The organism is Streptomyces sp. NPDC017979, from assembly GCF_044328175.1.
In the GTDB taxonomy this organism is placed as follows: domain Bacteria; phylum Actinomycetota; class Actinomycetes; order Streptomycetales; family Streptomycetaceae; genus Streptomyces.
Map to the genome: position 1 here is coordinate 87,045 of NZ_JBIRGU010000018.1, position 25,287 is coordinate 112,331.

The following is a 25,287-nucleotide window of genomic DNA, read 5'->3' on the forward strand; positions in this document are numbered from 1 at the left end:
GTCAGGCGGGGCCGCCGCCGAACTCGCGCTCCAGGGAGGCGATCTGGTTCGAACCGAGACCGCGCACGCGGCGGCTCTCGGAGATGCCGAGTCGTTCCATGATCTGCTTGGCGCGGACCTTGCCCACGCCCGGAAGGGACTCCAGCAGGGCGGAGACCTTCATCTTGCCGATGACGTCGTTTTCCTGACCCTGCTTGATGACCTCGTGGAGCGAGGCGCCGGAGTGCTTGAGTCGATTCTTGACCTCGGCCCGCTCCCGGCGAGCCGCGGCGGCCTTTTCGAGCGCGGCTGCGCGCTGTTCAGGGGTAAGGGGCGGAAGAGCCACGCCTACGTCACCTCGGATGTCGAACTGTCGGATACGGACCGGTGAGGAACCTAGTCGCCCCACACCAGGCGAGCAACGAGCAGTGTGCTCGTTCGCTCTTCGACGGAGACTAGCGGGCCACACCGCTCCAGTCAGCGAGAACAGACGAAAAGTCCTGGTCAGCATCGACCGACCAGGACTTTTGCGGCATATCACCCGCGATTTTCGTCAAGATTCTGCCAACTCGCGATCAGCAGCGCTTTCACGGAAGACCCGCTGGTGAGCACGGAGAAACCACTGTTCGCTACAACTATGCGGAGTCGAAGCGTCCGGCGGACGTCCCGCAGGGGCGCTACGCGCCCGAGACGGCCGCCCGGCACTCCTCGGCGAACCGGGCCGCGGCCGCGCGCAGGGCCGCCGCGTCCGGGCCGTGCCGCAGGACGCCGCGGCTGACGCTGGGGACCACGTTGCCGGCCACCGAGCCGAAGACCCGGGGGACGTCCGCCGGGGTGGCGCCCTGGGCCCCGATGCCGGGGGCCAGCAGCGGGCCGTTGATCGCGAGGTTCACCCCGGCGTCGGCGAGGGTGGCACCGACGACCGCGCCCACCGAGCCCAGCGGCCAGGCGTCCACGTTCTCCGCCGCCATGTGGTCGAGCATCACCTGGGCGAGCGGACGGCCGTCGGCGGCGGTGGCCCGCTGCACCTCGGCGCCCTCCGCGTTGGAGGTGAGCGCGAGCACGAAGACGCCCGCGCCGGACGCGGCGGCGGCGTCCAGCGCCGGGCGCAGCGAGCCGAAGCCGAGGTACGGCGAGAGGGTGACCGCGTCGGAGAAGAGCGGCGACGACGGGTCCAGGTAGGCCGCCGCGTACGCGGCCATGGTGGAGCCGATGTCGCCGCGCTTGGCGTCCATCAGCACCAGGGCGCCCGCGGCGCGGGCCTCCTCGACCGTCTTCTCCAGCACGGCGACGCCGCGCGAGCCGAAGCGCTCGAAGAAGGCCGACTGCGGCTTGAGGACGGCGACCCGGTCGGCGAGGGCCTCCACCGCGGTGCGGCTGAACCGCTCCAGGCCGGCGACGTCGTCGTCCAGCCCCCAGTCCTTGAGCAGGGAGGCGTGCGGGTCGATCCCGACGCAGAGCGGGCCGCGGGTGCGCAGCGCCTCGTGCAGCCGGGCGCCGAAGGGGGTGGTGGCGGTCATGCGGCGCTACTTTCCTTGCGGTCGTGGTCCTGGACGCCGGCTCCGACGGCCTCGGCCAGGGTGGCGTACGGGCTGGCCGCGAGCCGGGCGGCGAGCCCCTTGTGGATCGCCCGGCTGAAGAACGGGCCCCGGTAGATGAAGGCGCTGTACGCCTGGATCAGCGTGGCGCCCGCGAGGATGCGCTGCCAGGCGTCCTCGGCGTCCTCGATGCCGCCGACGCCCACCAGGGTGATCCGGTCCCCCACGCGGGCGTACAGCCGGCGCAGCACCTCCTGGGAGCGCTCCTTGAGGGGGGCGCCGGACAGCCCGCCGGTCTCGGCGGTGAGCTCCGCCGGGGAGGCGAGTCCGGTGCGGGCGATGGTGGTGTTGGTCGCGATGATGCCGTCGAGGCCGAGTTCGACCGCGAGGTCGGCGACCGCGTCGACGTCCTCGTCGGCGAGGTCCGGGGCGATCTTGACCAGCAGCGGCACCCGGCGGCGGGTCTCGGTGCGGTCGGCGGCCTCGCGCACCGCGGTCAGCAGCGGGCGCAGGGACTCGGTCGCCTGGAGGTTGCGCAGCCCGGGGGTGTTGGGCGAGGAGACGTTCACCACCAGGTAGTCGGCGTGCCGGGCCAGGCGCTCGGTGGAGGTGACGTAGTCGTCGACGGCCTCGGACTCCGGGACGACCTTGGTCTTGCCGATGTTGACGCCGACGACGGCCTTGAAGGCCGGGCGGCGCTCGCCCAGGCGCTGGGCCACGGCCGCGGAGCCGTCGTTGTTGAAGCCCATGCGGTTGATCAGGGCGCGGTCGGGCACCAGCCGGAAGAGCCGCTTCTTCGGGTTGCCGGGCTGCGCCATCGCGGTGACCGTACCGATCTCCACGTGATCGAAACCGAGCATGGTCATGCCGTCGATGGCGACCGCGTTCTTGTCGAAGCCGGCGGCGAGGCCGAAGGGTCCGTGCATCCGCAGCCCGAGGGCTTCGGTGCGCAGCTCCTCGTAGCGGGGCGCGAGCAGGGCGGCGAGGTAGGTGCGCAGCACGGGGACCTTGGCCGCGGCCCGGATCCAGCGGAAGGCCAGGTGGTGGGCGGCCTCGGGGTCCATCCGGGAGAAGAAGAGGGTGAAGAACAGCTTGTACATGGTGGCTTCCTCATGAAGAGGGGGACACCGTCTCGACGGTGTCCCCCTGTTCGCTAGTCGCGGGCCGCGGTCAGGTGTCGTGCGTGTTCCTGGAGGGAGCGCACTCCCACGTCTCCGCGTCCCAGTGCCTCGATGCCCTGGACGGCGGCGGCGAGCGCCTGGACCGTGGTGAGGCAGGGGACGGCGCGGGCGACGGCGGCGGTGCGGATGTCGTAGCCGTCGAGTCGTCCCCCGGTGCCGTACGGGGTGTTCACGATCAGGTCGACCTGGCCGTCGTGGATGAGCTGCACGATGGTCTTCTCGCCGTTCGGCCCCTCGCCCTCGCTGTGCTTGCGCACCACGGTCGCGCTGATGCCGTTGCGCTTGAGGACCTCGGCGGTGCCGGAGGTGGCCAGCAGCTCGAAGCCGTGGGCGACCAGCTCGCGGGCGGGGAAGATCATCGAGCGCTTGTCCCGGTTGGCCACCGAGATGAAGGCGCGGCCCTTGGTGGGCAGCGGGCCGTAAGCGCCCGCCTGCGACTTGGCGTAAGCCGTGCCGAAGACGGAGTCGATGCCCATGACCTCGCCGGTGGAGCGCATCTCCGGGCCGAGGACGGTGTCCACGCCGCGGCCGTGGATGTCGCGGAAGCGGGACCAGGGCAGCACGGCCTCCTTGACGGAGATCGGTGCGTCCATCGGCAGGGTGCCGCCGTCGCCGTTCGCCGGCAGCAGGCCCTCGGCGCGCAACTCGGCGATGGTGGCGCCGAGCGAGATGCGGGCGGCGGCCTTGGCCAGCGGTACGGCGGTGGCCTTGGAGGTGAAGGGGACGGTGCGGGAGGCGCGCGGGTTGGCCTCCAGCACGTAGAGGATGTCCCCGGCCATGGCGAACTGGATGTTGATCAGTCCGCGCACGCCCACCCCGCGCGCGATCGCCTCGGTGGAGGCGCGCAGCCGCTTCACGTCGTAGCCGCCGAGGGTGATCGGCGGCAGGGCGCACGCCGAGTCGCCGGAGTGGATGCCGGCCTCCTCGATGTGCTCCATGACGCCGCCGAGGTAGAGGTCCTCGCCGTCGTACAGCGCGTCGACGTCGATCTCGATGGCGTCGTCGAGGAAGCGGTCCACGAGGACCGGGCGGGTGGGGCTGATCTCGGTGGACTCGGCGATGTACGCCTGGAGGCGGGCCTCTTCGTACACGATCTCCATGCCGCGTCCGCCGAGCACGTACGAGGGGCGCACCAGGACCGGGTAGCCGATCTCGTCGGCGATGGCCTTGGCCTCGGCGAAGGTGGTGGCGGTGCCGTGCTTGGGTGCCGGGAGGCCGGCTTCCTTGAGCACCTGGCCGAAGGCGCCGCGGTCCTCGGCGGCGTGGATGGCCTCCGGCGGGGTGCCGACGACGGGCACGCCGTTGTCCTTCAGGGCCTGCGCCAGGCCGAGCGGGGTCTGGCCGCCGAGTTGCACGACGACGCCGGCGATCGGCCCGGCCGCGGCTTCGGCGTGCACGATCTCCAGCACGTCCTCCAGGGTGAGCGGCTCGAAGTAGAGCCGGTCGGAGGTGTCGTAGTCGGTGGAGACGGTCTCGGGGTTGCAGTTGACCATCACGGTCTCGTAGCCGGCGTCGCTGAGGGCGAAGGAGGCGTGGACGCAGGAGTAGTCGAACTCGATGCCCTGGCCGATCCGGTTGGGGCCGGAGCCGAGGATGATCACGGCGGGCTTCTCGCGCGGCGCGACCTCGTTCTCCTCGTCGTACGAGGAGTAGAAGTACGGCGTCTTCGCGGCGAACTCGGCGGCGCAGGTGTCGACGGTCTTGTAGACCGGGCGCACGCCGAGCGCGTGGCGCACCTCGCGGACGACGTCCTCGGGCAGTCCGCGGACGGCGGCGATCTGTGCGTCCGAGAAGCCGTGCCGCTTGACCTCGGCGAGCAGCTCGGGGGTGAGCTCGTCCGCGGCCGCCAACTCGTCCGCGTACTCCTTGATCAGGAAGAGTTGGTCGACGAACCACGGATCGATCTTCGTGGCCGCGAAGACCTCGTCGGCGGTGGCGCCGGCGCGGATGGCGGCCATGACGGTGTTGATCCGGCCGTCGGTGGGGCGCACCGCGTCGCGGAGCAGTTCGTCCTTGTCGCCGAGGTCGGCGACGGGGGTGGCGAAGTCGAACTGGCTGCCCTTCTTCTCCAGGGAGCGCAGGGCCTTCTGCAGCGCCTCGGTGAAGTTGCGGCCGATCGCCATGGCCTCGCCGACCGACTTCATGGTGGTGGTGAGGGAGGCGTCGGCGGAGGGGAACTTCTCGAAGGCGAATCGGGGGGCCTTCACCACGACGTAGTCGAGCGTCGGCTCGAAGGAGGCCGGGGTCTGCTCGGTGATGTCGTTGGGGATCTCGTCCAGCGTGTAGCCGACGGCCAGCTTCGCGGCGATCTTGGCGATGGGGAAGCCGGTGGCCTTGGAGGCGAGCGCGGAGGAGCGGGAGACCCGCGGGTTCATCTCGATGACGATGATCCGGCCGTCGTCGGGGTTGACGGCGAACTGGATGTTGCAGCCGCCGGTGTCGACGCCGACCTCGCGGATGATCGCGATGCCGATGTCCCGCAGCCGCTGGTACTCGCGGTCGGTGAGGGTCATCGCCGGGGCGACCGTGATGGAGTCGCCGGTGTGCACGCCCATGGGGTCGAAGTTCTCGATGGAGCAGACGACCACGACGTTGTCGTGCTTGTCGCGCATCAGCTCCAGCTCGTACTCCTTCCAGCCGAGGATGGACTCCTCCAGGAGCACCTCGGTGGTCGGGGAGAGCGTGAGGCCCTGGCCGGCGATGCGGCGCAGCTCCTCCTCGTCGTGGGCGAAGCCGGAGCCGGCGCCGCCCATGGTGAAGGAGGGGCGGACGACGACCGGGTAGCCGCCGAGGGTGTCGACGCCGTCGATGACGTCGTCCATGGTGTGGCAGATCACCGAGCGGGCGGACTCGCCGTGGCCGGTCTTGGTCCGGACGGCCTCGACGACCTCCTTGAACAGGTCGCGGTCCTCGCCCTTGTGGATGGCGGTGACGTTGGCGCCGATCAGCTCGACGCCGTACTTCTCCAGGACGCCCTGCTCGTGCATGGCGATCGCGGTGTTCAGCGCGGTCTGGCCGCCGAGGGTGGGCAGCAGTGCGTCGGGGCGCTCCTTGGCGATGATCTTCTCGACGAACTCCGGGGTGATGGGCTCGACGTAGGTGGCGTCGGCGATCTCCGGGTCGGTCATGATCGTGGCCGGGTTGGAGTTGACCAGGACGACCCGCAGGCCCTCGGCCTTGAGGACGCGGCACGCCTGGGTGCCGCTGTAGTCGAACTCGGCGGCCTGGCCGATGACGATCGGGCCGGAGCCGATGACCAGGACGGACTGGATGTCGGTGCGCTTAGGCACGCTGGCCCTCCATCAGGGAGACGAAGCGGTCGAACAGGTAGGCGGCGTCGTGCGGGCCGGCTGCCGCTTCGGGGTGGTACTGGACGCTGAAGGCCGGCCGGTCGAGCAGCCGCAGGCCCTCGACCACGTCGTCGTTGAGGCAGACGTGGGAGACCTCGGCGCGGCCGTAGGGGGTGTCGGAGACGGCGTCGAGCGGTGCGTCGACGGCGAAGCCGTGGTTGTGGGCGGTGACCTCGACCTTGCCGGTGGTGCGGTCCTGGACCGGCTGGTTGATGCCGCGGTGGCCGTACTTCAGCTTGTAGGTGCCGAAGCCCAGGGCGCGGCCGAGGAGCTGGTTGCCGAAGCAGATCCCGAAGAGGGGGGTGCGCTGCTCCAGGACCGCCTTGACCACGGTGAGGTCGGCGGTGGCGGGGTCGCCGGGGCCGTTGGAGAGGAAGACGCCGTCGGGCTGGACCGCGTACACCTCCTCGACGGTGGCGGTGGCGGGCAGCACGTGCACCTCGATGCCGCGCTCGGCCATCAGGTGCGGGGTCATGCCCTTGATGCCGAGGTCGACGGCGGCGACGGTGAAGCGCTTCTCGCCGATCGCGGGGACGACGTAGGTCTGCTCGGTGGCGACCTCGGCGGACAGGTCCGCGCCCTTCATCTGCGGGGACTGCCGGACCCGGGCGAGCAGGGTCTCCTCGTCCGCCAGGGCGGCGCCGGAGAAGATCCCGACCCGCATCGCGCCGCGCTCGCGCAGGTGGCGGGTGAGCGCCCGGGTGTCGACGCCGCTGATGCCGACGACGTCCTGGGCGGTCAGCTCGGAGTCCAGGGTGCGCCGGGCGCGCCAGTTGGAGGGGATGCGGGCGGGGTCGCGGACGACGTATCCGGCCACCCAGATCCGCCGCGACTCGTCGTCCTCGTCGTTCACGCCGGTGTTGCCGACGTGCGGGGCGGTCATCACGACGACCTGGCGGTGGTACGAGGGGTCCGTCAGGGTCTCCTGGTAGCCGGTCATGCCGGTGTTGAAGACCGCTTCGCCGAAGGTCTCCCCCACGGCCCCGTAGGAGCGACCGCGGAAGATCCGGCCGTCCTCCAGGACGAGTACGGCGGGGGTGGTGCTCCTCGTCGAAGCGACTCCCCTGGTGGAGGTGGTCATCGTGCGCCTTCCGTCGTGTGGATCAGTTGGTTCAGGGTGGTCACCCAGTCGGCGTGCTCGTCGGACCGGTCGGCGCGGAAGCCGGAGTCGATCAGCGTGCCGCCGTGTTCCCAGGTGACGATGAGCAGCCCGCCCTCGGCGAGGACCTTGCCGGCGATGCCCTTGTCGAGGCGGGCCTCGCGCAGGGCGGCCCGGGGGACGAAGAAGTCGGTGGCGCCGGGGCGCACCACGTCGAGTCCGGCCTCGGTGAGGGTCAGCTCCACCCGGCTGCGGACGCCGAGCCCGTGGGCGACGATGCGGTCGAGCCACTGTCCGGCGGTGGTGGAGCCGTGGTAGCGGCCGGTCGAGGTCCGCAGCGGTGCGCCGGGGTCGTCGGGCGCGGTGGGCAGTTCCGGCAGGCCCGACTGGAGGCTGCCGCGCCACTTCCAGCCCTGGCGCATCAGCCAGTAGACCAGGGCGATGAAGATCAGCAGCCCGACGACCCAGCCGATGCGGGCCGCCCAGTCGGTCACCTCCGCGGACTTCTTCTCCGCGGCGAGGTGGGCTGCGATGGTGGTGAGTGATGTCACGCCAGATTCCCGTCGACGACCGTTGCCCGGCCCCGCAAGAAGGTGTGGGTGACGCGTCCCGGCAGCTCACGGCCCTGGTAGGGGGTGTTGCGGCTGCGGGAGGCGAAGCCCGCGGGGTCCACCGCTCCACGGTATGTCGGATCGACCAGGGTGAGGTTGGCGGGCTCACCCGCGGCGATCGGCCGGCCGTGGCCGTCGAGGCGGCCGATGCGGGCCGGGCGGAACGACATCCGGTCGGCGACGCCGGCCCAGTCGAGCAGTCCGGTGTCCACCATCGTCTCCTGGACGACGGAGAGCGCGGTCTCCAGGCCGACCATGCCCATGGCGGCGGCGCCCCACTCGCAGTCCTTGTCCTCGTGCGGGTGCGGGGCGTGGTCGGTGGCGACGCAGTCGATCGTGCCGTCGGCCAGCGCTTCGCGCAGGGCCAGCACGTCGGTCTCGGTGCGCAGCGGCGGGTTGACCTTGTAGACGGGGTTGTAGGTGCGCACCAGTTCGTCGGTGAGCAGCAGGTGGTGCGGGGTGACCTCGGCGGTCACGTTCCACCCCTTGGACTTGGCCCAGCGGACGATCTCGACCGAGCCGGCGGTGGAGAGGTGGCAGATGTGCACCCGGGAGCCGACGTGGGCGGCGAGCAGCACGTCCCGGGCGATGATCGACTCCTCGGCGACCGCGGGCCAGCCGCCGAGTCCGAGTTCGGCGGAGACGACGCCCTCGTTCATCTGGGCGCCCTCGGTCAGCCGGGGCTCCTGGGCGTGCTGGGCGATGACGCCGTCGAACGCCTTCACGTACTCCAGGGCGCGGCGCATGATGACCGCGTCGTCGACGCACTTGCCGTCGTCGGAGAAGACCCGCACCCCGGCGGCCGAGTCGTGCATGGCGCCCAGCTCGGCGAGCTGCTTGCCCTCCAGTCCGACGGTGACCGCGCCGACCGGCTGGACGTCGCAGTAGCCGGACTCCTTGCCGAGCCGGTAGACCTGCTCGACCACGCCGGCGGTGTCCGCGACGGGGAAGGTGTTGGCCATGGCGTGCACGGCGGTGAAGCCGCCGACGGCCGCGGCCTTGGTGCCGGTCAGCACGGTCTCGGAGTCCTCGCGGCCGGGCTCGCGCAGATGGGTGTGGAGGTCGACGAGGCCGGGCAGCAGCACCCGGCCCGCGGCCTCGATGACCGTGGCGTCGCCGGGCTCGATGCGGTCCGCGACCTCGACGACGGTCTCGCCGTCGATCAGGACGTCCTGCGCCTGCCCGCCGAGCACCTGGGCGCCTCGGATAAGGATCTTGCTCATGGTTACGGGGTCTCCTCGGTACGGACGGGCTCGGTGCGGGGGTGGGCGGCGGCGGACTCGTTGCCGCCGAGCAGCAGGTAGAGGACGGCCATGCGGACGGACACGCCGTTGGCCACCTGCTCGACGGCGGTGCAGCGGTCGGAGTCGGCGACCTCGGCGGTGATCTCCATGCCGCGGTTCATCGGGCCGGGGTGCATCACCACGGCGTGCTCCGGCATCTTGGCCATGCGCTCGCCGCTGAGGCCGTAGCGGCGGGCGTACTCGCGCTCGGTGGGGAAGAAGGCGGCGTTCATCCGCTCGCGCTGGACGCGGAGCATCATCACGGCGTCGGACTTGGGCAGCACGGCGTCGAGGTCGTAGGAGACCTCGCAGGGCCAGCTCTCGACGCCGATGGGGACGAGGGTCGGCGGGGCGACCAGGGTGACTTCGGCGCCGAGGGTGTGCAGCAGCAGCACGTTGGAGCGGGCGACCCGGCTGTGCAGGACGTCACCGACCACGGTGACCCGGCGGCCGGCCAGGTCGCGGCCCATGCCGGCGTCGGGTCCCACCAGCCGGCGGCGGATCGTGAAGGCGTCCAGCAGTGCCTGGGTGGGGTGCTCGTGGGTGCCGTCGCCGGCGTTGACGACCGCGCCGTCGATCCACCCGGAGTTCGCCAGCCGGTAGGGCGCGCCGGAGGCGTGGTGGCGGATGACGACCGCGTCCGCGCCCATGGCCTCCAGGGTCATGGCGGTGTCCTTGAGGGACTCGCCCTTGGAGACCGAGGACCCCTTGGCGGAGAAGTTGATGACGTCGGCGGAGAGCCGCTTGGCGGCGGCTTCGAAGGAGATCCGGGTGCGCGTCGAGTCCTCGAAGAAGAGGTTCACGACGGTGCGCCCGCGGAGGGTGGGCAGCTTCTTGATCGGCCGGTCGGCGACGCGGGCCATCTCCTCGGCGGTGTCGAGGATGAGGACGGCGTCGTCACGCGTGAGGTCGGCGGCCGAGATGAGGTGGTGCTTCATCTGGTGGGCTCCGGTGGGTGCTCGGTCGGCGTGCGGGGGTGTGGCCCGCCCCGGGGGCGTACGGACGCACGGGCGCGCGGGTGCCGCGGGCCGTGCGGGTCGGTGGGCGGTGGGGTGCGGCGGGGTCAGCGCTGTGCGGCGCCCTGCGGGGCGCTCGCGTCGTCGCGCGGCTCGCGCACGCCGAGCAGCACGGTGTCGCGGCCGTCCTCCTCGCGGAGCAGCACCTTGACCGTCTCGCGCAGCGACGTGGGCAGGTTCTTGCCGACGTAGTCGGCGCGGATGGGCAGCTCCCGGTGGCCGCGGTCGACGAGGACCGCGAGCTGTACGGCGCGGGGGCGGCCGATGTCGCCGAGGGCGTCCAGCGCGGCGCGGATGGTCCGGCCGGAGAAGAGCACGTCGTCGACGAGGACGACCAGCCGGCCGTCGACGCCCTCGCCGGGGATCTCGGTGCGGGCCAGCGCGCGGGCGGGCCGCAGGCGCAGGTCGTCGCGGTACATGGTGATGTCGAGGGAACCGACCGGGATGGTGCGTCCGGTGATCTGCTCCAGCTTGTCGGCGAGCCGGCGGGCGAGGAAGACGCCGCGGGTCGGGATGCCGAGGAGCACCACGTCGTCGGCGCCCTTGGCGCGTTCGACGATCTCGTGGGCGATGCGGGTCAGCACCCGCGCGATGTCGGGGGCTTCCAGTACGGGCCGGGCCGCATCGGGGCCGTCTGCACGGCTGTTGGTGTCCATGGGAAAAGGACCTCCTTCTCCGCCTCACGGGACGGACCTTAAAGGACGTCGGTCAATGCGTTCCCCACCGTACCAGGGCCATTCGGGCGAACCTTCCGGGGAGGGGGTGGCTCTGGTCCGGACCTGGGGCGATTCCAGTCTTGATCATGACAAGGAACCGGTCTGGACCCGTTCGGCTTGACGCATCCAGATCACTCTGCGTAACCTCACAGTGAGTCACCAGCCGCGCGGCGGAGCCGCACGTTGTCAGCGTCCGGGAGCCATATGTCCAGCGAATACGCAAAGCAGCTCGGGGCCAAGCTCCGCGCCATCCGCACGCAGCAAGGGCTGTCCCTCCACGGCGTGGAGGAGAAGTCCCAGGGCCGCTGGAAGGCCGTCGTCGTCGGTTCGTACGAGCGCGGGGACCGCGCCGTGACCGTGCAGCGCCTGGCCGAGCTGGCCGACTTCTACGGGGTGCCGGTGCAGGAGCTCCTGCCGGGCACGACCCCGGGCGGCGCGGCCGAGCCGCCGCCGAAGCTCGTGCTGGACCTGGAGCGGCTGGCGCACGTGCCGGCGGAGAAGGCCGGCCCCCTCCAGCGGTACGCAGCCACGATCCAGTCCCAGCGCGGGGACTACAACGGCAAGGTGCTGTCGATCCGCCAGGACGACCTGCGCACCCTCGCCGTCATCTACGACCAGTCGCCCTCGGTCCTCACCGAGCAGCTCATCAGCTGGGGCGTGCTCGACGCGGACGCCCGCCGTGCGGTGACGCACGAGGAGGGCTGAGCCCTTCCGGGAGCAGCGCTGCGCCGTCGGCCCTGGCACCGGAGAAACGTCACGCCCGAGGGCGGATCCCATCAGGGGGTCCGCCCTCGGGCGTTCTCGCGTCGTGGGCGACGGCCGGCGTGCCCTTCCCGTACGCGAAGAAACGGGCGGGCCCGGGGCGGAGGATCGACCTCCGCCCCGGGCCTGTGCCGTACGCCCCGGGAACGCTCCAGCGCTGCGCTCAGTCGCCGTCGCGCCGCAGGGACGGCTTGAGGTCCTTGAGCCGGCCCAGGAGGCCGTTCACGAACGACGGGGAGTCGTCGGTGGAGAACTCCTTGGCGAGCTCCACCGCCTCGTCGATCACCACGGCGTCCGGCGTCCCGTCCACCCAGACCAGCTCGTACGCGCCGAGCCGGATGATGTTCCGGTCGACCGCCGGCATCCGGTCGAGGTCCCAGTCGCGCGCGTAGGTGACAATCAGCTCGTCGATCCGCTTCGCGTACTCCTCGTACCCCTCGACGAGTTCGATCGTGTACTCGCTGACCGGGGGCTGCCGGTCGTCGGTCCGTGAGTGCCGGATCCAGTCGGCGAGGACCGTGGGCACGGAGACCCCGCGCTGGTCGGCCTCGAAGAGGATCTGGAAGGCGCGCTTACGGGCCTTGCTGCGTGCCGCCACGGTTAGCTGTTCACCCGGCTGAGGTAGTCGCCGGAGCGCGTGTCGACCTTGATCTTCTCACCCGTGGTGATGAACAGCGGGACCTGCACCTCGTAGCCGGTCTCCAGCTTGGCGGGCTTGGTGCCGCCGGTGGAGCGGTCGCCCTGGACGCCCGGCTCGGTCTCCGCGATGACCAGCTCGACGGCGGCCGGCAGCTCCACGTAGAGCACCTGGCCCTCGTGGGTGGCGACGGTGGCCTCGAAGCCCTCGATCAGGAAGTTGGCGGCGTCACCGACGGCCTTGCGCTCCACGTGGAGCTGGTCGTACGTCTGCATGTCCATGAAGACGAAGTAGTCGCCGTCCATGTACGAGAACTGCATGTCGCGGCGGTCGACGGTGGCCGTCTCGACCTTCACGCCGGCGTTGAACGTCTTGTCGACGATCTTCCCGGACAGCACGTTCTTGAGCTTGGTGCGCACGAAGGCGGGGCCCTTGCCGGGCTTGACGTGCTGGAACTCGACGACGGACCAGAGCTGGTCGTTGTCGAGCTTGAGCACCATGCCGTTCTTGAGGTCGTTCGTGGAAGCCACGGTTGCGGAATCTCCTGGACTGACGTGGACGACCCCGGGGCTGCGAAGGTACGCGCTGCTAGAGCGCGAGCAGCTCCTTGGTCGTGATGGTGAGTAGCTCGGGTCCGCCGTCCGCCTCCTGGCGTACGACGAGCGTGTCATCGATCCGGACCCCGCCCCGGCCCGGAAGGTGGACCCCCGGTTCGACGGTGACCGGCACGCAAGCGTCCAGTTTACCCATGGCCGCCGGAGTCAACTGGGGGTCCTCGTCGATTTCCAGGCCCACGCCGTGCCCGGTGAGCGGCGCCAGGCCCGCGCCGTGCCCAGCGCCGTCCAGGATCCGGCGCGCCGCCTGGTCCACGTCGCAGCACGCCATCCCCGGCAACAGGGACTCCCGGGCGGCCCGCTGGGCGCTGAACACCAGGTCGTACAGCTCGATCTGCCAGTCCGCGGGGGTGGTGCCGATGACGAACGTGCGGCCGATCTCGCAGCGGTAGCCGCGGTAGTCGGCGCCGACGCAGACGGTGAGGAAGTCGCCCTCCTCCACCCGCCGGTCGGTGGGGCGGTGACCGCGGCGGCCGGAGTGCGGGCCGGTGGCCACCGACGTGGCGAAGGCGGGCCCGTCGGCGCCGTGGTCCACCAGTCGGCGCTCCAACTCCAGCCCGAGGTGCCGCTCGGTGCGCCCCACCAAGATGGACTCCAGCAGTTCGCCGAGCGCCTGGTCGGTGATCTCCGCCGCGATCCGCAGGCAGGCGATCTCCTCCTCGTCCTTCACGATCCGCTGCTGCTCCGCGGCGAGCCCGGTGTCGACCAGGTGCAGCCGGGGCGCGGTGGCGCGCATCGCCCGGTGCCGGGCCACCGTGAGGTGGTGCTCCTCGACGGCCAGGGCCTCCGCCTTCGCCCGGCTCGCCAGCTCGGCCGCGGCGACGGCCGGATCGGGGCCGTCCTCGGGCAGCACGGTCAGCCGCAGCGCGTCGTCGGGGCGGCGGTCGCCGGCGTCCGCGTCGGGGGTGCGGGGGCAGAGCAGCACGTCCTCGTCGGGCGCGAGCAGCAGCACGGCTCCCGGGGGCGCTCCCCCGGCGAGGTAGCGCACGTTCGCCGGGCGGGAGATCAGCGCTCCGCCGCCGTTGCCCGCGCACCGCTCCCGCAGCCGGTCGCGGCGGCCCGCGTACACCTCTGCCATGCATCGAGCGTACGAGCGATCGTCCGGCTCGGCTCGGCGGGACGTCCGACCGGGGGGTGGGCGGTCAGAAGGACGGGGGGCTGGCGATGGCCCGGGCCAGGGCTTCGTCCAGGACCCGGGCCGTGGTCGGGACGTCGTACTTCGAGTTGTCGATGATCGGCAGGCCCGAGCCGTACCAGCCGGCCATCCGGCCGTGGATGCTGGCGACCTCCTCGTCCGACAGCCGGCGGTTGCCGCTGCGGGCCGCGTTGCGCTCCAGGACGACGTCGAGGCCCGGCAGCAGGACGACCGGGAGCAGGCCGGGGCCGACGTGCCGCTTCCAGCCGCCGAGCCCGACCACCGGGCGGTCGGGGAAGACGGCGTCGTCGAGGATGCAGGAGATGCCGTTGGCGAGGAAGTTGCGGGCGGCGAAGCCGCAGGTGCGACGGGCCAGGCGGTACTGGGTCTCGGAGTGCTCGTTCCACCCCGACTGGGGGTCGGCGAAGCCGGAGCGGACCCATTCGCGCACGTCGTCGAGGCTGACGTGAGCGGTGGGGACGCGGCGGCGGGCGGCCCAGTAGCGGGCGACGGTGGTCTTGCCGGCGCCGGCCGGGCCGATGAGCAGCACGGCCAAGGTCGTCGCGCCGGTGCCCTGCTCCGGCGGCACCGGGGCGGTCACGGGCGCCGGCCCGTCCGAGGGGGGTGCGGCATCGGGCTGCTGCGACCAACCGGGGGCGGGCGCGCCCCCGTTGTGGGACGGGGACGGCGGCGGGCTCACCGACGGCGGTACGGGCGGCGGTGCGAGGGGGGCCTTGGGGGCCGGCCCGGCGCCGGGAGGCGCGGGAGGCGGTGGCGGTACGGGCGCACCGGGCGGCACCGCGCCGTGCTCGTGCGCCGCGGCAGCCGCGGCGGCCGGATCCGGGCCCGGCCAGGGGGCGGCGGCCGGCTGACCGGCCCAGCTGCGGCCGGGCTGCCCCGAGCCGTGGGGAGGCGGCAGCGGAGCCCCCACTGCGTGCTGCATCCGGTGCCACTCCGTCTCGTGTGACTGCTCCTCGGCGACAGGGATCCCTGTCACTGCCACCGAACCGTACCCTCCGGGGCGGAGGGCGGGCTCCCCCGTCGTCGGACGGAGCCGGGGAAAGGCCCGGGAACGGCCCGAAGTGCCCTGTTCGGCGCGGGGGTTGGCGGACGGGGGCGAGACGATCGCCACACCGTCCGCCGTCCCCGGCGCACCGTACCCCGGGGCGGTGTCAGCCCGTCAGTTCCTCGACCAGCGCGCGCAGGGCGAGCCGGTAGGAGCCGATGCCGAAGCCGGCGACGGTGCCGTCCGCCACGGCTGCGACGACCGAGGTGTGCCGGAAGGTCTCCCGGGCGTACGGGTTGGAGATGTGCACCTCGATCAGGGGCGCGGTCCGCTGCGCGGCGGCGTCCCGCATCGCGTACGAGTAGTGCGTGAACGCACCGGGGTTGAGGACGACCGGGAGCGCGCCGTCCGCCGCCTCGTGGAGCCAGCGGACCAGCTCGCCCTCGTCGTTGGTCTCGCGCACCTCGACGTCCAGGCCGAGTTCGGCGCCCAGCGTGCGGCACGCCTCCACCAGGCCGGCGTAGGAGGTCGCGCCGTAGACGTCGGGCTCGCGCGAGCCCAGCCGGCCCAGGTTCGGACCGTTGAGGACCAGCACCCGACGGCTCACTCGGCGACCTCCCCGTACGCGGCCAGCAGGACGGCCGGGTCCGGGCCCTCGATGACGGTGGGCTTGCCGAGGCCGTCGAGGACGACGAAGCGCAGCAGGTTGCCGCGGGACTTCTTGTCGACCTTCATCGTCTCCAGCAGCCGGGGCCACTGGTCGCCGCGGTAGGTCAGCGGCAGGCCGACCGACCCGAGGACGCTGCGGTGGCGCTCGGCGGTCGCGTCGTCGAGCCGGCCGGCGAGCCTGCCGAGTTCCGCGGCGAAGACCATGCCGATGGAGACGGCCGCCCCGTGCCGCCACTTGTAGCGCTCGTTCTTCTCGATGGCGTGCCCGAGGGTGTGGCCGTAGTTCAGCACCTCGCGCGGGCCGGCCTCCTTGAGGTCGCCGGATACCACCTCGGCCTTGACCCGGATGGAGCGCTCGATGAGCTCCGCGGTGTGCGGGCCCTTCGGCGACCGGGCGCCCTGCGGGTCGGCCTCGATGAGGTCGAGGATCGCCGGGTCCGCGATGAAGCCGGCCTTGATGACCTCGGCCAGTCCGCTGACGTAGTCGTGCACGGGCAGCGAGTCGAGGGCGGCCAGGTCGCACAGCACGCCGGCGGGCGGGTGGAAGGCCCCGACGAGGTTCTTGCCCTCGGCGGTGTTGATGCCGGTCTTGCCGCCGACGGCCGCGTCCACCATGCCGAGGACGGTGGTGGGGACGGCGATCCAGCGCACTCCGCGCAGCCAGGTCGCGGCCACGAAGCCGGCGAGGTCGGTGGTGGCGCCGCCGCCGACGCCGACGACGACGTCGTTGCGGGTGAAGCCGGTCTGGCCGAGCGCCTTCCAGCAGTACGCGGCGACTTCGGCCGTCTTGGCCTCCTCCGCGTTCGGCAGTTGGACGGCGATGGCCTCGTACCCCTGGGCCGTCAGGTCCTCGCGGATCGCGGCGCCGGTCTCGGCGAGCGCCTCCGGGTGGAGCACGGCCACCCGCGTGCCGCTCGGGCCGATCAGCCCGGGCAGCTCGGCGAGGAGCTGCCGGCCGACCAGGACCTCGTACGGATCGGTGCCTTCCGTGCCGCCGACCTGGATGCGGGTCACTGGGTGCTCGGTCATGACTCGTCCTTCAACTCCAAAGCGTCGAGGACCGCATCGGCGACCTCTTCGGGGGTGTGGTCGTCGGTGGCCACCACGACCTGGGCGACCTCGACGTACAGCGGGCGCCGGGCCTCCATCAGCTCGCGCCACTGGCGGCGCGGGTTGACCGCGAGCAGCGGCCGCGCCTGGTTCAGCCCGGTGCGGCGGACCGCCTCCTCCACGTCCAGGGAGAGGTAGACCACGGGCAGCCCGCCCAGCAGGGCGCGGGTGCCGTCGTCCAGCACCGCTCCCCCGCCCAGCGCGAGCACCCCGCGGTGCTCGGCGACGGCCGTGGCCACCGCGGCGCGCTCCAGCGCGCGGAAGTGGTCCTCGCCCTCCTGGACGAAGATGTCGGAGATCTCGCGGCCCTCGGCGGCCACGATGTCGGCATCGGTGTCCCGGAAGGGCACCCCGAGCCGGTCGGCCAGCAGCTCGCCCACGGTGGACTTGCCCGAGCCCATGGGTCCGACCAGGACGACGAGCGGGCCGCTCACCGGATCTGGAGGTGGTCGAGGAAGGACTGCACGTTGCGGCGGGTCTCGGTGACGCTGTCGCCGCCGAACTTCTCCGCGACGGCGTCCGCCAGCACCAGGGCGACCATCGCCTCGGCGACGATGCCGGCGGCGGGCACCGCGGCCACGTCGGAGCGCTGGTGGTGGGCCGCGGCGGCCTCGCCGGTGGCGACGTCGACCGTGGCCAGCGCCTTCGGGACGGTCGCGATGGGCTTCATCGCGGCGCGCACCCGCAGCAGTTCGCCGGTGGACATGCCGCCCTCGGTGCCGCCGGAGCGACCGGAGGAGCGGCGCAGCCCCTCGGGGGTGGAGACGATCTCGTCGTGGGCCTGGGAGCCGGGGACGCGCGCCAGGTCGAAGCCGTCGCCGAGTTCGACGCCCTTGATGGCTTGGATGCCCATGAGGGCGGCGGCGAGCCGGGCGTCCAGGCGGCGGTCCCAGTGGACGTGCGAGCCGAGGCCGACGGGGACGCCGTACGCCAGCACCTCGACGACGCCGCCGAGGGTGTCGCCGTCCTTGTGGGCCTGGTCGATCTGGGCGACCATCGCCTCGCTGGCCTCCGCGTCCAGGCAACGCACCGGGTCGGCGTCCAGCCGTGCCACGTCCGCGGGCGTCGGGTACACGCCCTTGGGGGCCTTGGCGGCGCCGAACTCGACGACGTGGGAGACGATCTCGATGCCCGCGGTCTCCTTGAGGTAGGAGCGGGCGACCGCGCCGAGCGCCACGCGGGCCGCGGTCTCCCGGGCGCTGGCGCGCTCCAGGATGGGCCGGGCCTCGTCGAGCGCGTACTTCTGCATGCCGGCGAGGTCGGCGTGGCCGGGCCGGGGGCGGGTGAGCGGGGCGTTACGGGCGAGGGACGCCAGCTCTTCGGGGTCGACGGGGTCGGCCGACATGACCTTCTCCCACTTCGGCCACTCGGTGTTGCCGACCATGACGGCCACCGGGGAGCCGAGGGTCAGCCCGTGGCGCACGCCGCCGAGGAAGGTGACCTCGTCGCGTTCGAACTTCATGCGGGCGCCGCGCCCGTAGCCGAGCCGCCGCCGGGCGAGGTGGTCCGCCACCATCTCGGTGGTGATCGGGATGCCCGCCGGAAGGCCCTCAATTGTCGCCACCAGTGCGGGTCCGTGCGACTCCCCCGCCGTCAGCCAACGCAACCTGCTCAACGGTGTGCTCCTCCTGCTCGCGCCTGGACTGCTGGCGCGACCGGGTGCGCGGCCCTGGCCCGCCTGCACCGATCCTCCCACGTCCGGGTGGCTCCCCCGTGCGCGGTCCAGCAATCGGACGTCCCCGCCCTAGCGATCGTGTAGCGCGGCTTCGCCCGCTTTGCGCATGGCCTCCAGCGGGGCCGGGACGCACCCGGTCATCTGTTCCACCTGGAGCACGGCCTGGTGGACCAGGAGGTCGAGGCCGCCGAGCACCGCGCCGCCGTGTGCGGCCCAGGCCGCGGCGAGCGGCGTGGGCCAGGGCTCGTAGAGCACGTCGAACAGGGTGCCGGGGCGGGCCGGGACGTCGACGACGAGCGGATCGGTGGTGCCGGCCGGGGTGGTGGCGATGACCAGCGGTTCGATCAGCGCGCCGGCGGCCCGGTCCCACGGCTCGGTGCGCACCTGCACGCCCAGCCGCTCGCCCCAGCCGCGCATCTCCTCGGCTCGGGCCGTGCTGCGGACGTACGCGGTGACCGGCCCGTGGCACAGGTGGGCGAGGGCGGCGAGGGCGGACGAAGCGGTCGCGCCGGCACCGAGGACGGCGGCCGACTCGACGCCGGTGACGCCCCGCTCCCGCAGGGCGGCGAGCAGCCCGGGGATGTCGGTGTTGTCGCCGTGCAGGCGGCCGTCGTCGGTGCGCACGACGGTGTTGACCGCCTCCACCGCGGCGGCGGTGGGGCTGACCTCGTCGAGCAGCGGGATGACGGCCCGCTTCAGCGGCATGGTGAGCGAGACGCCGGCCCAGTCGTCGTCCAGGTCGGCGATGAAGCCCGGCAGGGCCTGCTCGTCCACCTCGAACTGGTCGTACGTCCAGTCGGCGAGGCCGAGTTGGGCGTAGGCCGCGCGGTGCAGCACGGGCGACAGGGAGTGGGCGATGGGCGATCCGAGGACCGCCGCCCGCCGCTTCGCCGTCCCGTGCGGATGCGGGGTGTTCGTCGTGCTCACTGACCGGCTTTCTGCTTTTCGAGGTACTCCCGGCGGTTCGCCTCGTGCTCGTCGTTCGTCTCGGCGAACCGGGTGTCGTCCTCGTCGATCGAGACGAAGTAGTACCAGGGGCCGTCCTCCGGCTTGACCGCGGAGTTGAACGCTTCCATGCCGGGGTTGCCGATCGGGCCGGGCGGCAGCCCCTTGATCCGGTACGTGTTGTACGGGTCGGGGAGCTGGCGGAGCTTGTCGACGCTGCCGATGTCGAGTCGGCTCTTGTTCTGGAAGTAGTTGACGGTCGAGTCGAACTCCAACCGGCCCACGGTCTCGGTGTTGTCGGGCTGGAGGCGGTTGTAGACGACCCGGGCGACCTTGTCGAAGTCCTTCTTGTACTTGCCCTCGGCCTGGACGAGGCTCGCGACGGTGAGGATCTCCATCGGCGACTTGAGCCCGAGGCGCTGGGCTTCCTTCTCCAGGTCCGCCTTCCCGAACTCCTCGTTGGCGCGGGCGACCATCTTCTTCAGCACGGCCTCGGGCTTCATGCCCTTGGCCACCGGATAGGCCGCGGGGAAGAGGAAGCCCTCCAGCGGGTCCTTGATGTCGCCGCCCTTGCCCGCCCAGGCCGGCAGGCCGAGGTTCTTCACCTGTTCCTTGGCCACCTGCTGGGTGGTCCCGAGCTTCAGCTCCAGCCGCTTGTCGATCTCGGCGTAGATGAAGGAGTTCCGCTTGCCCTCGGGAATGATCAGGTTGCTGCTGCTCTTGGGGTCGAGCATCGCCTTGACGGCATTGGCGCCCGACATCTCCTTGGCGAGGACGTACACCCCGGCCTGGATGGTCTTGGCGCGGGGGTTGCTGTCGGCCGCGGCGACGAAGGCGCCGGAGCTCTTCACGACGTCGTGCTTCTTCAGGATCGAGCCGATCTCCGCGAGGCCCGCGTCCTTGGGGATCTCGACCACGACGGAGCCGCTGCCCGCGCCCGCGTAGTCGGGTGCGGCACCGAACTGGCCCTGCCAGAACTGGTAGGCGAAGTACGACACGCCGCCGAGCCCGCTGACCAGCACCAGGGAGACCACCAGGCAGGCGCAGCCGTTGCGGCTCTTCTTCTTGCCCTTGCCGCGGCGTTCGCCGGAGCCGGCGCCGCCGCCGCGGCGCGCGGCGCGGCCGGTGGCTTCGCCGCTGCGTCTACCGCCGTCGTCGCCGTCGCTGTCGTCATCGTCACCGCCGAAGAAGGGGTGCCGCTCCTCTTCGGGCGCTTCGGCGTCCCAGGGGGCCGCCTTGGCCTCGGGTTCGGCGCTGCGCCGGGCGGGGGGCTCGGGCGGGGGGTACGCGTCGGGGGTGGCGTAGTGGTCGGTCTCGGGTTGGCCCTGGTAGCTAGGGGCCTGGCCGGCGTAGGCGTCGGCCGGGTTGGCCCCGTAGGTCTCGGGGCCGTACCCCACGGCCGGTTGCTGGCCGGGGTCCCACTGGCCGCCGTAGCTCTGGGAACCGGTGTGGTGCTGGTGGCCGGGGTGCTGCTGCCCGGCGGCGTACGGCGCCTGCTGTTGGTGCTGGTGCTGCTGCTGCGCGTACTGCTGCTGGTAGGGGTCCTGGACGCCGTACGGCTGCTCCGGGTGCTGGGCGTGCGGGTACTGCTGCTGCGGATGTCCGCCGTAGGGGTCGTGACCGGAGCCGGCCTGCTGGCCGTTCCATCCCTGGTCGCCGTAGAGAGGGTCATCGGGATGCCACGGTTCGGAGCCGGGGCCCCGGCCATAATCAGTCATCGATCCCCTAGCCGCGAGTCGGGCGGATTACCGTCCCGCTGTCGTTTCGGTGAGGCAGTTGTTCGAGCACCGCCGCACGGCGCGGAACGTTACCGTATCGCGATCAGACAATCCCTCCGACGCTCTCACCAGGGGGCGCGCCTGACGCCCGTTCGGACTCCAGAGCGTTCTGGAGGATCAACACAGCGGCAGCCTGGTCGATGACAGATCGCCCCTTTTTGGACGTCACGCCCGCGGCACGCAGTCCCTGACTGGCCGATACTGTGGTCATCCTCTCGTCGAGCAACCGCACCGGCACCGGCGCGATCCCGCGGGCGAGTTCCCGGGCGAAGGTGCGCACCTTGGTGGCGGCCGGCCCCTCCCGCCCGTTGAGCGAGCGGGGCAGCCCGACCACGACCTCGATCGGCTCGTACTCCTCGACCAGGGCCCGCAACCGCCGGTGGGCGGCCGGGACGTCACGTCCCGGCACGGTCTCCACCGGCGTGGCGAGGATCCCGTCGGGGTCGCACGAGGCGACCCCGATCCGGGCGTCCCCGACGTCGATCGCGAGGCGGCGTCCGCGTCTCACGAGGTCTCGGCCACCAGACGCTCGACGGCGGCGGCGGCCTCGTCGACGGCCGTCGGGTCCTGGCCGCCGCCCTGGGCGACGTCCGGCTTGCCGCCGCCTCCGCCGCCGAGGGTCTTCGCGGCGGTGCGGACCAGGTCACCGGCCTTCAGCCCGCGCTCGCGCGCGGCCTCGTTGGTGGCGATGACGGTCAGCGGGCGGCCGTTCGCCACGGTGAACAGGGCCACCACGGCGGGACGGTCGCCCGGGATGCGGCCGCGCACGTCCAGGACCAGCTTGCGCAGGTCGTCGGCGGAGGTGCCGTCCGGGACCTGACCGGTCACCAGGGCGGTGCCGCGGACGTCCTTGGCACCGTCGGCGAGTCCGGCGGCGGCGGCGAGCACCTTCTCCGCGCGGAACTTCTCGATCTCCTTCTCGGCGTCCTTCAGCTTGGCGAGCATTCCGGAGATCTTCTCCGGCAGCTCCTCGGGACGGCCCTTGACCAGCTCCTGGAGCTGGGCGACGACCGTGTGCTCCCGGGCGAGGAAGTTGTACGCGTCGACGCCGACGAGGGCTTCGATGCGGCGCACTCCGGAGCCGATGGAGGACTCGCCGAGCAGCTTCACCAGACCCAACTGGGCGGTGTTGTGGACGTGGGTGCCGCCGCACAGCTCCTTGGAGAAGTCTCCGATGGTGACGACCCGCACGCGCTCGCCGTACTTCTCGCCGAACTCGGCGATGGCGCCCTGCTTCTTGGCCTCGTCCAGGCTCATGACCTCGGCCTGGACGTCCAGCTCGCGGGAGAGGACCTCGTTGATCCGCTGCTCCACGTCGGTGAGGACGGTGCCGGGGACGGCGGCGGGCGAGCCGAAGTCGAAGCGGAAGCGGCCCGGGGAGTTCTCCGAACCGGCCTGGGCGGCGGTGGGGCCGAGCGCGTCGCGCAGGGCCTGGTGGGTGAGGTGGGTGGCGCTGTGGGCGCGGGCGATGGCCCGCCGGCGCGTGACGTCGATGGCGGCGTACGCCGAGGCGCCCACCGTCACCTCGCCGACCTGCACGGACCCCTTGTGCACGGAGACTCCGGGCACGGGCTGCTGGACGTCGCGGACCTCGATGACGGCGCCGGAGTCCAGCCGGATGCGGCCTTGGTCGGCGAGCTGGCCGCCGCCCTCGGCGTAGAAGGGGGTGCGGTCGAGGACGACCTCGACCTCGTCGCCCTCCACGGCGGCGGGCGAGGGCACGCCGTCGACGAGCAGACCGACGACGGTGGACTCGCCCTCGGTGGCGAGGTAGCCGGTGAAGTCGGTGGAGCCGGCCGTGTCGGCGACCTCGCGGTACGCGGACAGGTCGGCGTGGCCGGTCTTCTTGGCCCGGGCGTCGGCCTTGGCGCGGTCCCGCTGCTCCTTCATGAGCCGGCGGAAGCCGTCCTCGTCGACGCTGAGCCCCTGCTCGGCGGCCATCTCCAGGGTGAGGTCGATCGGGAAGCCCCAGGTGTCGTGGAGCAGGAACGCCTTGTCGCCGGTCAGCACGGTGGAGCCGGCCTGCTTGGCCTCGCTGACGGCGCCGTCGAGGACGTTGGTGCCGGCGTTCAGCGTCTTGAGGAAGCGGGCCTCCTCGGCGAGGGCGACGGCCTCGATGCGGGTGCGCTCGGTGACCAGCTCCGGGTACTGCTCGCCCATGGTCCGGATGACGACGTCGGCCAGTTCGGCGACGACCGGGCCGGTGGCGCCGAGCAGGCGCATGTTGCGGATGGCGCGGCGCATGATGCGGCGCAGGACGTAGCCGCGGCCCTCGTTGCCGGGGGTGACGCCGTCGCCGATCAGCATGACCGAGGTGCGGATGTGGTCGGCGACCACGCGCAGGGAGACGTCGGAGTCGTGCTCGGCGCCGTAGCGCACGCCGGTGAGTTCGGTGGCCTTGTCCATGACGACGCGGAGCGTGTCCGTCTCGTACATGTTGTGCACGCCCTGGAGGATCATCGCGAGGCGTTCGAGGCCGAGGCCGGTGTCGATGTTCTTCGAGGGGAGCTCACCGAGGATCGGGAAGTCCTCCTTGCCCTCGCCCGGGCCCCGCTCGTACTGCATGAAGACGAGGTTCCACAGCTCGACGTAGCGCTCGTCGTTGACGGCCGGGCCGCCCTCTTCGCCGAACTCCGGGCCGCGGTCGTAGTTGATCTCGGAGCAGGGGCCGCACGGTCCGGGCACGCCCATGGACCAGAAGTTCGGGCCCATGCCCAGGCGCTGGATGCGCTCGGCGGGCACGCCGATGACGTCGCGCCAGATCTGCTCGGCCTCGTCGTCCTGCTCGTAGACCGTGATCCACAGGCGCTCGGGGTCCAGCCCGTAGCCGCCGTCGTCCTGGGAGGCGGTCAGCAGCTCCCAGGCGAGCTTGATGGCGCCTTCCTTGAAGTAGTCACCGAAGGAGAAGTTGCCGCACATCTGGAAGAACGTGCCGTGCCGGGTGGTCTTGCCGACCTCTTCGATGTCCGGGGTCCGGACGCACTTCTGCACGCTGGTGACGCGCGGGGCCGGCGGCCTGGTCTCGCCGAGGAAGTACGGCTTGAACGGCACCATGCCCGCGTTGATCAGCAGCAGAGTCGGGTCGTCCGCGATGAGCGACGCCGAAGGCACGACGGTGTGCCCGCGCTCCTCGAAGAAGCTCAGCCAGCGGCGGCGGATTTCAGCCGACTCCATCAGTGGTCCTCATTCCGGTTGTGCGAGTGGTGGGCGTGGTGCGGGTGCTGCGCGGGGCGGTCCGCAGCGGGTGGGCGGGCGATCGCGCGCCGGGCCCGCTGGGCGGGCAGCTCGGGGTCGACGGGGGCGTGCACGCCCAGTGCCTCGCCCAACTCCTCCTCGCGCTGGATCATTCCGGCGCGGACGTCGAGGGCGAAGTCCTTGACGCGGTGCCCCGCCTCGATCGCCTTGTTCGCGGCCTGCGCCGCGAGGCTCTCGGGCGTGAGCTGCTGGATCTTGCGGTTCACCTTGGTGGTGGCCCAGACGCCGGCAGCGGCGCCCGCGGCGAACCAGAACGTACGACGGAACATTCCTGCCTCAGCCCTTCCTGCCCCAGCGGCCGCGGCCGCCCCGGGCGGCCGACACGGTCCTGGCGACCACCACGGTGCGCGGCTCGGACCGGCGGCGCGGGGACGGCTCCTCGTCGCCCTTGCGGCTCATCGCCTTCCGTACGCCGTAGCCGAAGGCGGCGACCTTGACCAGCGGACCGCCGAAGGTGGAGGCGACCGTGGTGGAGAGCGCGGAGGCGTTGGAGGTGACCTCCTGGACGTCAGTCGCGATCGCGTCGACCCGGTCGAGCTGGGTCTGCGCCGAGCGGACCGTCGCCGAGGCGTCGGTCAGCAGCGGGACCGCCCGCTCCGTCACCTCCGCCACGAGCCGGGTGGTCGCCCTGAGCGTCTGGGCCAGCCTCACCAGCACCACGGCGAGGAAGGAGACCAGGATCGCCCAGAAGACGGCCACCAGGATCCCGGCAACCTCACCACCGGTCACACTGCACCGCTTCCTGTGTCTGTCCGCCGTCCGTCCGCGCGGGTCTGCAGGGACCCTGCGATCCGCCGCGGCCTTCTGTGCGTACTTTCGGGATCTCCGGGGGCGCATCGCGCCTCGAAATCGTCCTTAGACCCTATCGCGACCGGGGTGGCCCCCCATACCGCATTCCCCCCGGCCCGCAACAGCACCCGTCCACCGG

Annotated in this window: 24 protein-coding genes; 1 reads left to right on the top strand and 23 read right to left on the bottom strand. The window is 72.0% G+C overall.

Annotation, left to right across the window (positions count from 1 at the left end):
- Window position 1 precedes the first annotated feature (1 nt).
- The 9 genes from ACH4E8_RS32365 to pyrR form a co-directional block, all read right to left on the bottom strand.
- Window positions 2-325, bottom strand: coding sequence for an integration host factor (locus ACH4E8_RS32365; protein WP_003956414.1), 324 nt, complete (start codon window positions 323-325; stop codon window positions 2-4).
- A 331-nt stretch (window positions 326-656) separates the two neighbouring features.
- Entirely contained in the window at window positions 657-1,499 is an 843-nt protein-coding gene (gene pyrF, locus ACH4E8_RS32370) for an orotidine-5'-phosphate decarboxylase (protein ID WP_398455045.1), read from the bottom strand.
- Window positions 1,496-2,617: a quinone-dependent dihydroorotate dehydrogenase gene (locus ACH4E8_RS32375; protein WP_398455047.1), complete on the bottom strand. Its 1,122-nt coding sequence runs from the start codon at window positions 2,615-2,617 to the stop codon at window positions 1,496-1,498. Before ACH4E8_RS32375 ends, pyrF begins: the two co-directional genes overlap by 4 nt.
- A 53-nt stretch (window positions 2,618-2,670) precedes the next feature.
- Window positions 2,671-5,988 carry a carbamoyl-phosphate synthase large subunit gene (gene carB / locus ACH4E8_RS32380; protein ID WP_398455048.1) on the bottom strand — a complete coding sequence of 1,106 codons (3,318 nt, stop codon included), beginning with the start codon at window positions 5,986-5,988 and terminating at the stop codon, window positions 2,671-2,673.
- A complete protein-coding gene (gene carA / locus ACH4E8_RS32385; protein WP_398455049.1) occupies window positions 5,981-7,129 on the bottom strand; it encodes a glutamine-hydrolyzing carbamoyl-phosphate synthase small subunit in 1,149 nt (382 codons plus the stop codon). Before carA ends, carB begins: the two co-directional genes overlap by 8 nt.
- Window positions 7,126-7,698 carry a hypothetical protein gene (locus tag ACH4E8_RS32390; protein ID WP_398455051.1) on the bottom strand — a complete coding sequence of 191 codons (573 nt, stop codon included), beginning with the start codon at window positions 7,696-7,698 and terminating at the stop codon, window positions 7,126-7,128. The genes carA and ACH4E8_RS32390 overlap by 4 nt, the downstream gene beginning before the upstream one ends.
- Complete coding sequence (locus tag ACH4E8_RS32395) at window positions 7,695-8,981, bottom strand: dihydroorotase (RefSeq protein ID WP_398455053.1); 1,287 nt, start codon at window positions 8,979-8,981, stop codon at window positions 7,695-7,697. Before ACH4E8_RS32395 ends, ACH4E8_RS32390 begins: the two co-directional genes overlap by 4 nt.
- A gap of 2 nt (window positions 8,982-8,983) precedes the next feature.
- A complete protein-coding gene (locus ACH4E8_RS32400) occupies window positions 8,984-9,979 on the bottom strand; it encodes an aspartate carbamoyltransferase catalytic subunit (RefSeq protein ID WP_398455055.1) in 996 nt (331 codons plus the stop codon).
- A 125-nt stretch (window positions 9,980-10,104) separates the two neighbouring features.
- Window positions 10,105-10,713, bottom strand: coding sequence for a bifunctional pyr operon transcriptional regulator/uracil phosphoribosyltransferase PyrR (gene pyrR, locus ACH4E8_RS32405; protein WP_398455057.1), 609 nt, complete (start codon window positions 10,711-10,713; stop codon window positions 10,105-10,107).
- A gap of 264 nt (window positions 10,714-10,977) precedes the next feature.
- Between pyrR and bldD the strand changes: the two genes are divergently transcribed.
- On the top strand, window positions 10,978-11,478 hold the full coding sequence (gene bldD, locus ACH4E8_RS32410; protein WP_361540868.1) for a transcriptional regulator BldD: 501 nt from the start codon (window positions 10,978-10,980) through the stop codon (window positions 11,476-11,478).
- A 220-nt stretch (window positions 11,479-11,698) separates the two neighbouring features.
- On the opposite strand, the gene nusB is transcribed toward bldD, so the two are convergent.
- From nusB to ACH4E8_RS32480, 14 genes are all read right to left on the bottom strand, one after another.
- The gene (gene nusB, locus ACH4E8_RS32415) at window positions 11,699-12,133 is read right to left on the bottom strand and encodes a transcription antitermination factor NusB (RefSeq protein WP_398455059.1); all 435 of its coding nucleotides are present in this window, start codon (window positions 12,131-12,133) and stop codon (window positions 11,699-11,701) included.
- A 2-nt stretch (window positions 12,134-12,135) separates the two neighbouring features.
- Complete coding sequence (gene efp / locus ACH4E8_RS32420; protein ID WP_398455060.1) at window positions 12,136-12,702, bottom strand: elongation factor P; 567 nt, start codon at window positions 12,700-12,702, stop codon at window positions 12,136-12,138.
- 58 nt (window positions 12,703-12,760) lie between these two features.
- Window positions 12,761-13,864, bottom strand: coding sequence for an aminopeptidase P family protein (locus ACH4E8_RS32425; RefSeq protein WP_398455061.1), 1,104 nt, complete (start codon window positions 13,862-13,864; stop codon window positions 12,761-12,763).
- Between the two features lie 64 nt (window positions 13,865-13,928).
- Complete coding sequence (locus ACH4E8_RS32430; RefSeq protein ID WP_398455143.1) at window positions 13,929-14,864, bottom strand: AAA family ATPase; 936 nt, start codon at window positions 14,862-14,864, stop codon at window positions 13,929-13,931.
- 229 nt (window positions 14,865-15,093) lie between these two features.
- Complete coding sequence (aroQ, locus tag ACH4E8_RS32435; protein WP_398455063.1) at window positions 15,094-15,534, bottom strand: type II 3-dehydroquinate dehydratase; 441 nt, start codon at window positions 15,532-15,534, stop codon at window positions 15,094-15,096.
- Window positions 15,531-16,625, bottom strand: coding sequence for a 3-dehydroquinate synthase (gene aroB, locus ACH4E8_RS32440; protein WP_398455065.1), 1,095 nt, complete (start codon window positions 16,623-16,625; stop codon window positions 15,531-15,533). Before aroB ends, aroQ begins: the two co-directional genes overlap by 4 nt.
- The gene (locus ACH4E8_RS32445) at window positions 16,622-17,140 is read right to left on the bottom strand and encodes a shikimate kinase (RefSeq protein ID WP_398455066.1); all 519 of its coding nucleotides are present in this window, start codon (window positions 17,138-17,140) and stop codon (window positions 16,622-16,624) included. Before ACH4E8_RS32445 ends, aroB begins: the two co-directional genes overlap by 4 nt.
- Complete coding sequence (aroC, locus tag ACH4E8_RS32450; protein WP_398455067.1) at window positions 17,137-18,321, bottom strand: chorismate synthase; 1,185 nt, start codon at window positions 18,319-18,321, stop codon at window positions 17,137-17,139. The genes ACH4E8_RS32445 and aroC overlap by 4 nt, the downstream gene beginning before the upstream one ends.
- Before the next feature lie 129 nt (window positions 18,322-18,450).
- The gene (locus tag ACH4E8_RS32455) at window positions 18,451-19,308 is read right to left on the bottom strand and encodes a shikimate dehydrogenase (RefSeq protein WP_398455069.1); all 858 of its coding nucleotides are present in this window, start codon (window positions 19,306-19,308) and stop codon (window positions 18,451-18,453) included.
- On the bottom strand, window positions 19,305-21,044 hold the full coding sequence (mltG, locus tag ACH4E8_RS32460) for an endolytic transglycosylase MltG (protein ID WP_398455071.1): 1,740 nt from the start codon (window positions 21,042-21,044) through the stop codon (window positions 19,305-19,307). The genes ACH4E8_RS32455 and mltG overlap by 4 nt, the downstream gene beginning before the upstream one ends.
- Window positions 21,045-21,147: 103 nt before the next feature.
- Window positions 21,148-21,612: a Holliday junction resolvase RuvX gene (gene ruvX / locus ACH4E8_RS32465; protein WP_398455073.1), complete on the bottom strand. Its 465-nt coding sequence runs from the start codon at window positions 21,610-21,612 to the stop codon at window positions 21,148-21,150.
- Window positions 21,609-24,278, bottom strand: coding sequence for an alanine--tRNA ligase (alaS, locus tag ACH4E8_RS32470; protein WP_398455074.1), 2,670 nt, complete (start codon window positions 24,276-24,278; stop codon window positions 21,609-21,611). The genes ruvX and alaS overlap by 4 nt, the downstream gene beginning before the upstream one ends.
- The gene (locus ACH4E8_RS32475; protein WP_398455075.1) at window positions 24,278-24,628 is read right to left on the bottom strand and encodes a DUF6167 family protein; all 351 of its coding nucleotides are present in this window, start codon (window positions 24,626-24,628) and stop codon (window positions 24,278-24,280) included. Before ACH4E8_RS32475 ends, alaS begins: the two co-directional genes overlap by 1 nt.
- A gap of 7 nt (window positions 24,629-24,635) precedes the next feature.
- Window positions 24,636-25,088: a DUF948 domain-containing protein gene (locus tag ACH4E8_RS32480; protein WP_398455077.1), complete on the bottom strand. Its 453-nt coding sequence runs from the start codon at window positions 25,086-25,088 to the stop codon at window positions 24,636-24,638.
- Window positions 25,089-25,287 lie beyond the last annotated feature (199 nt).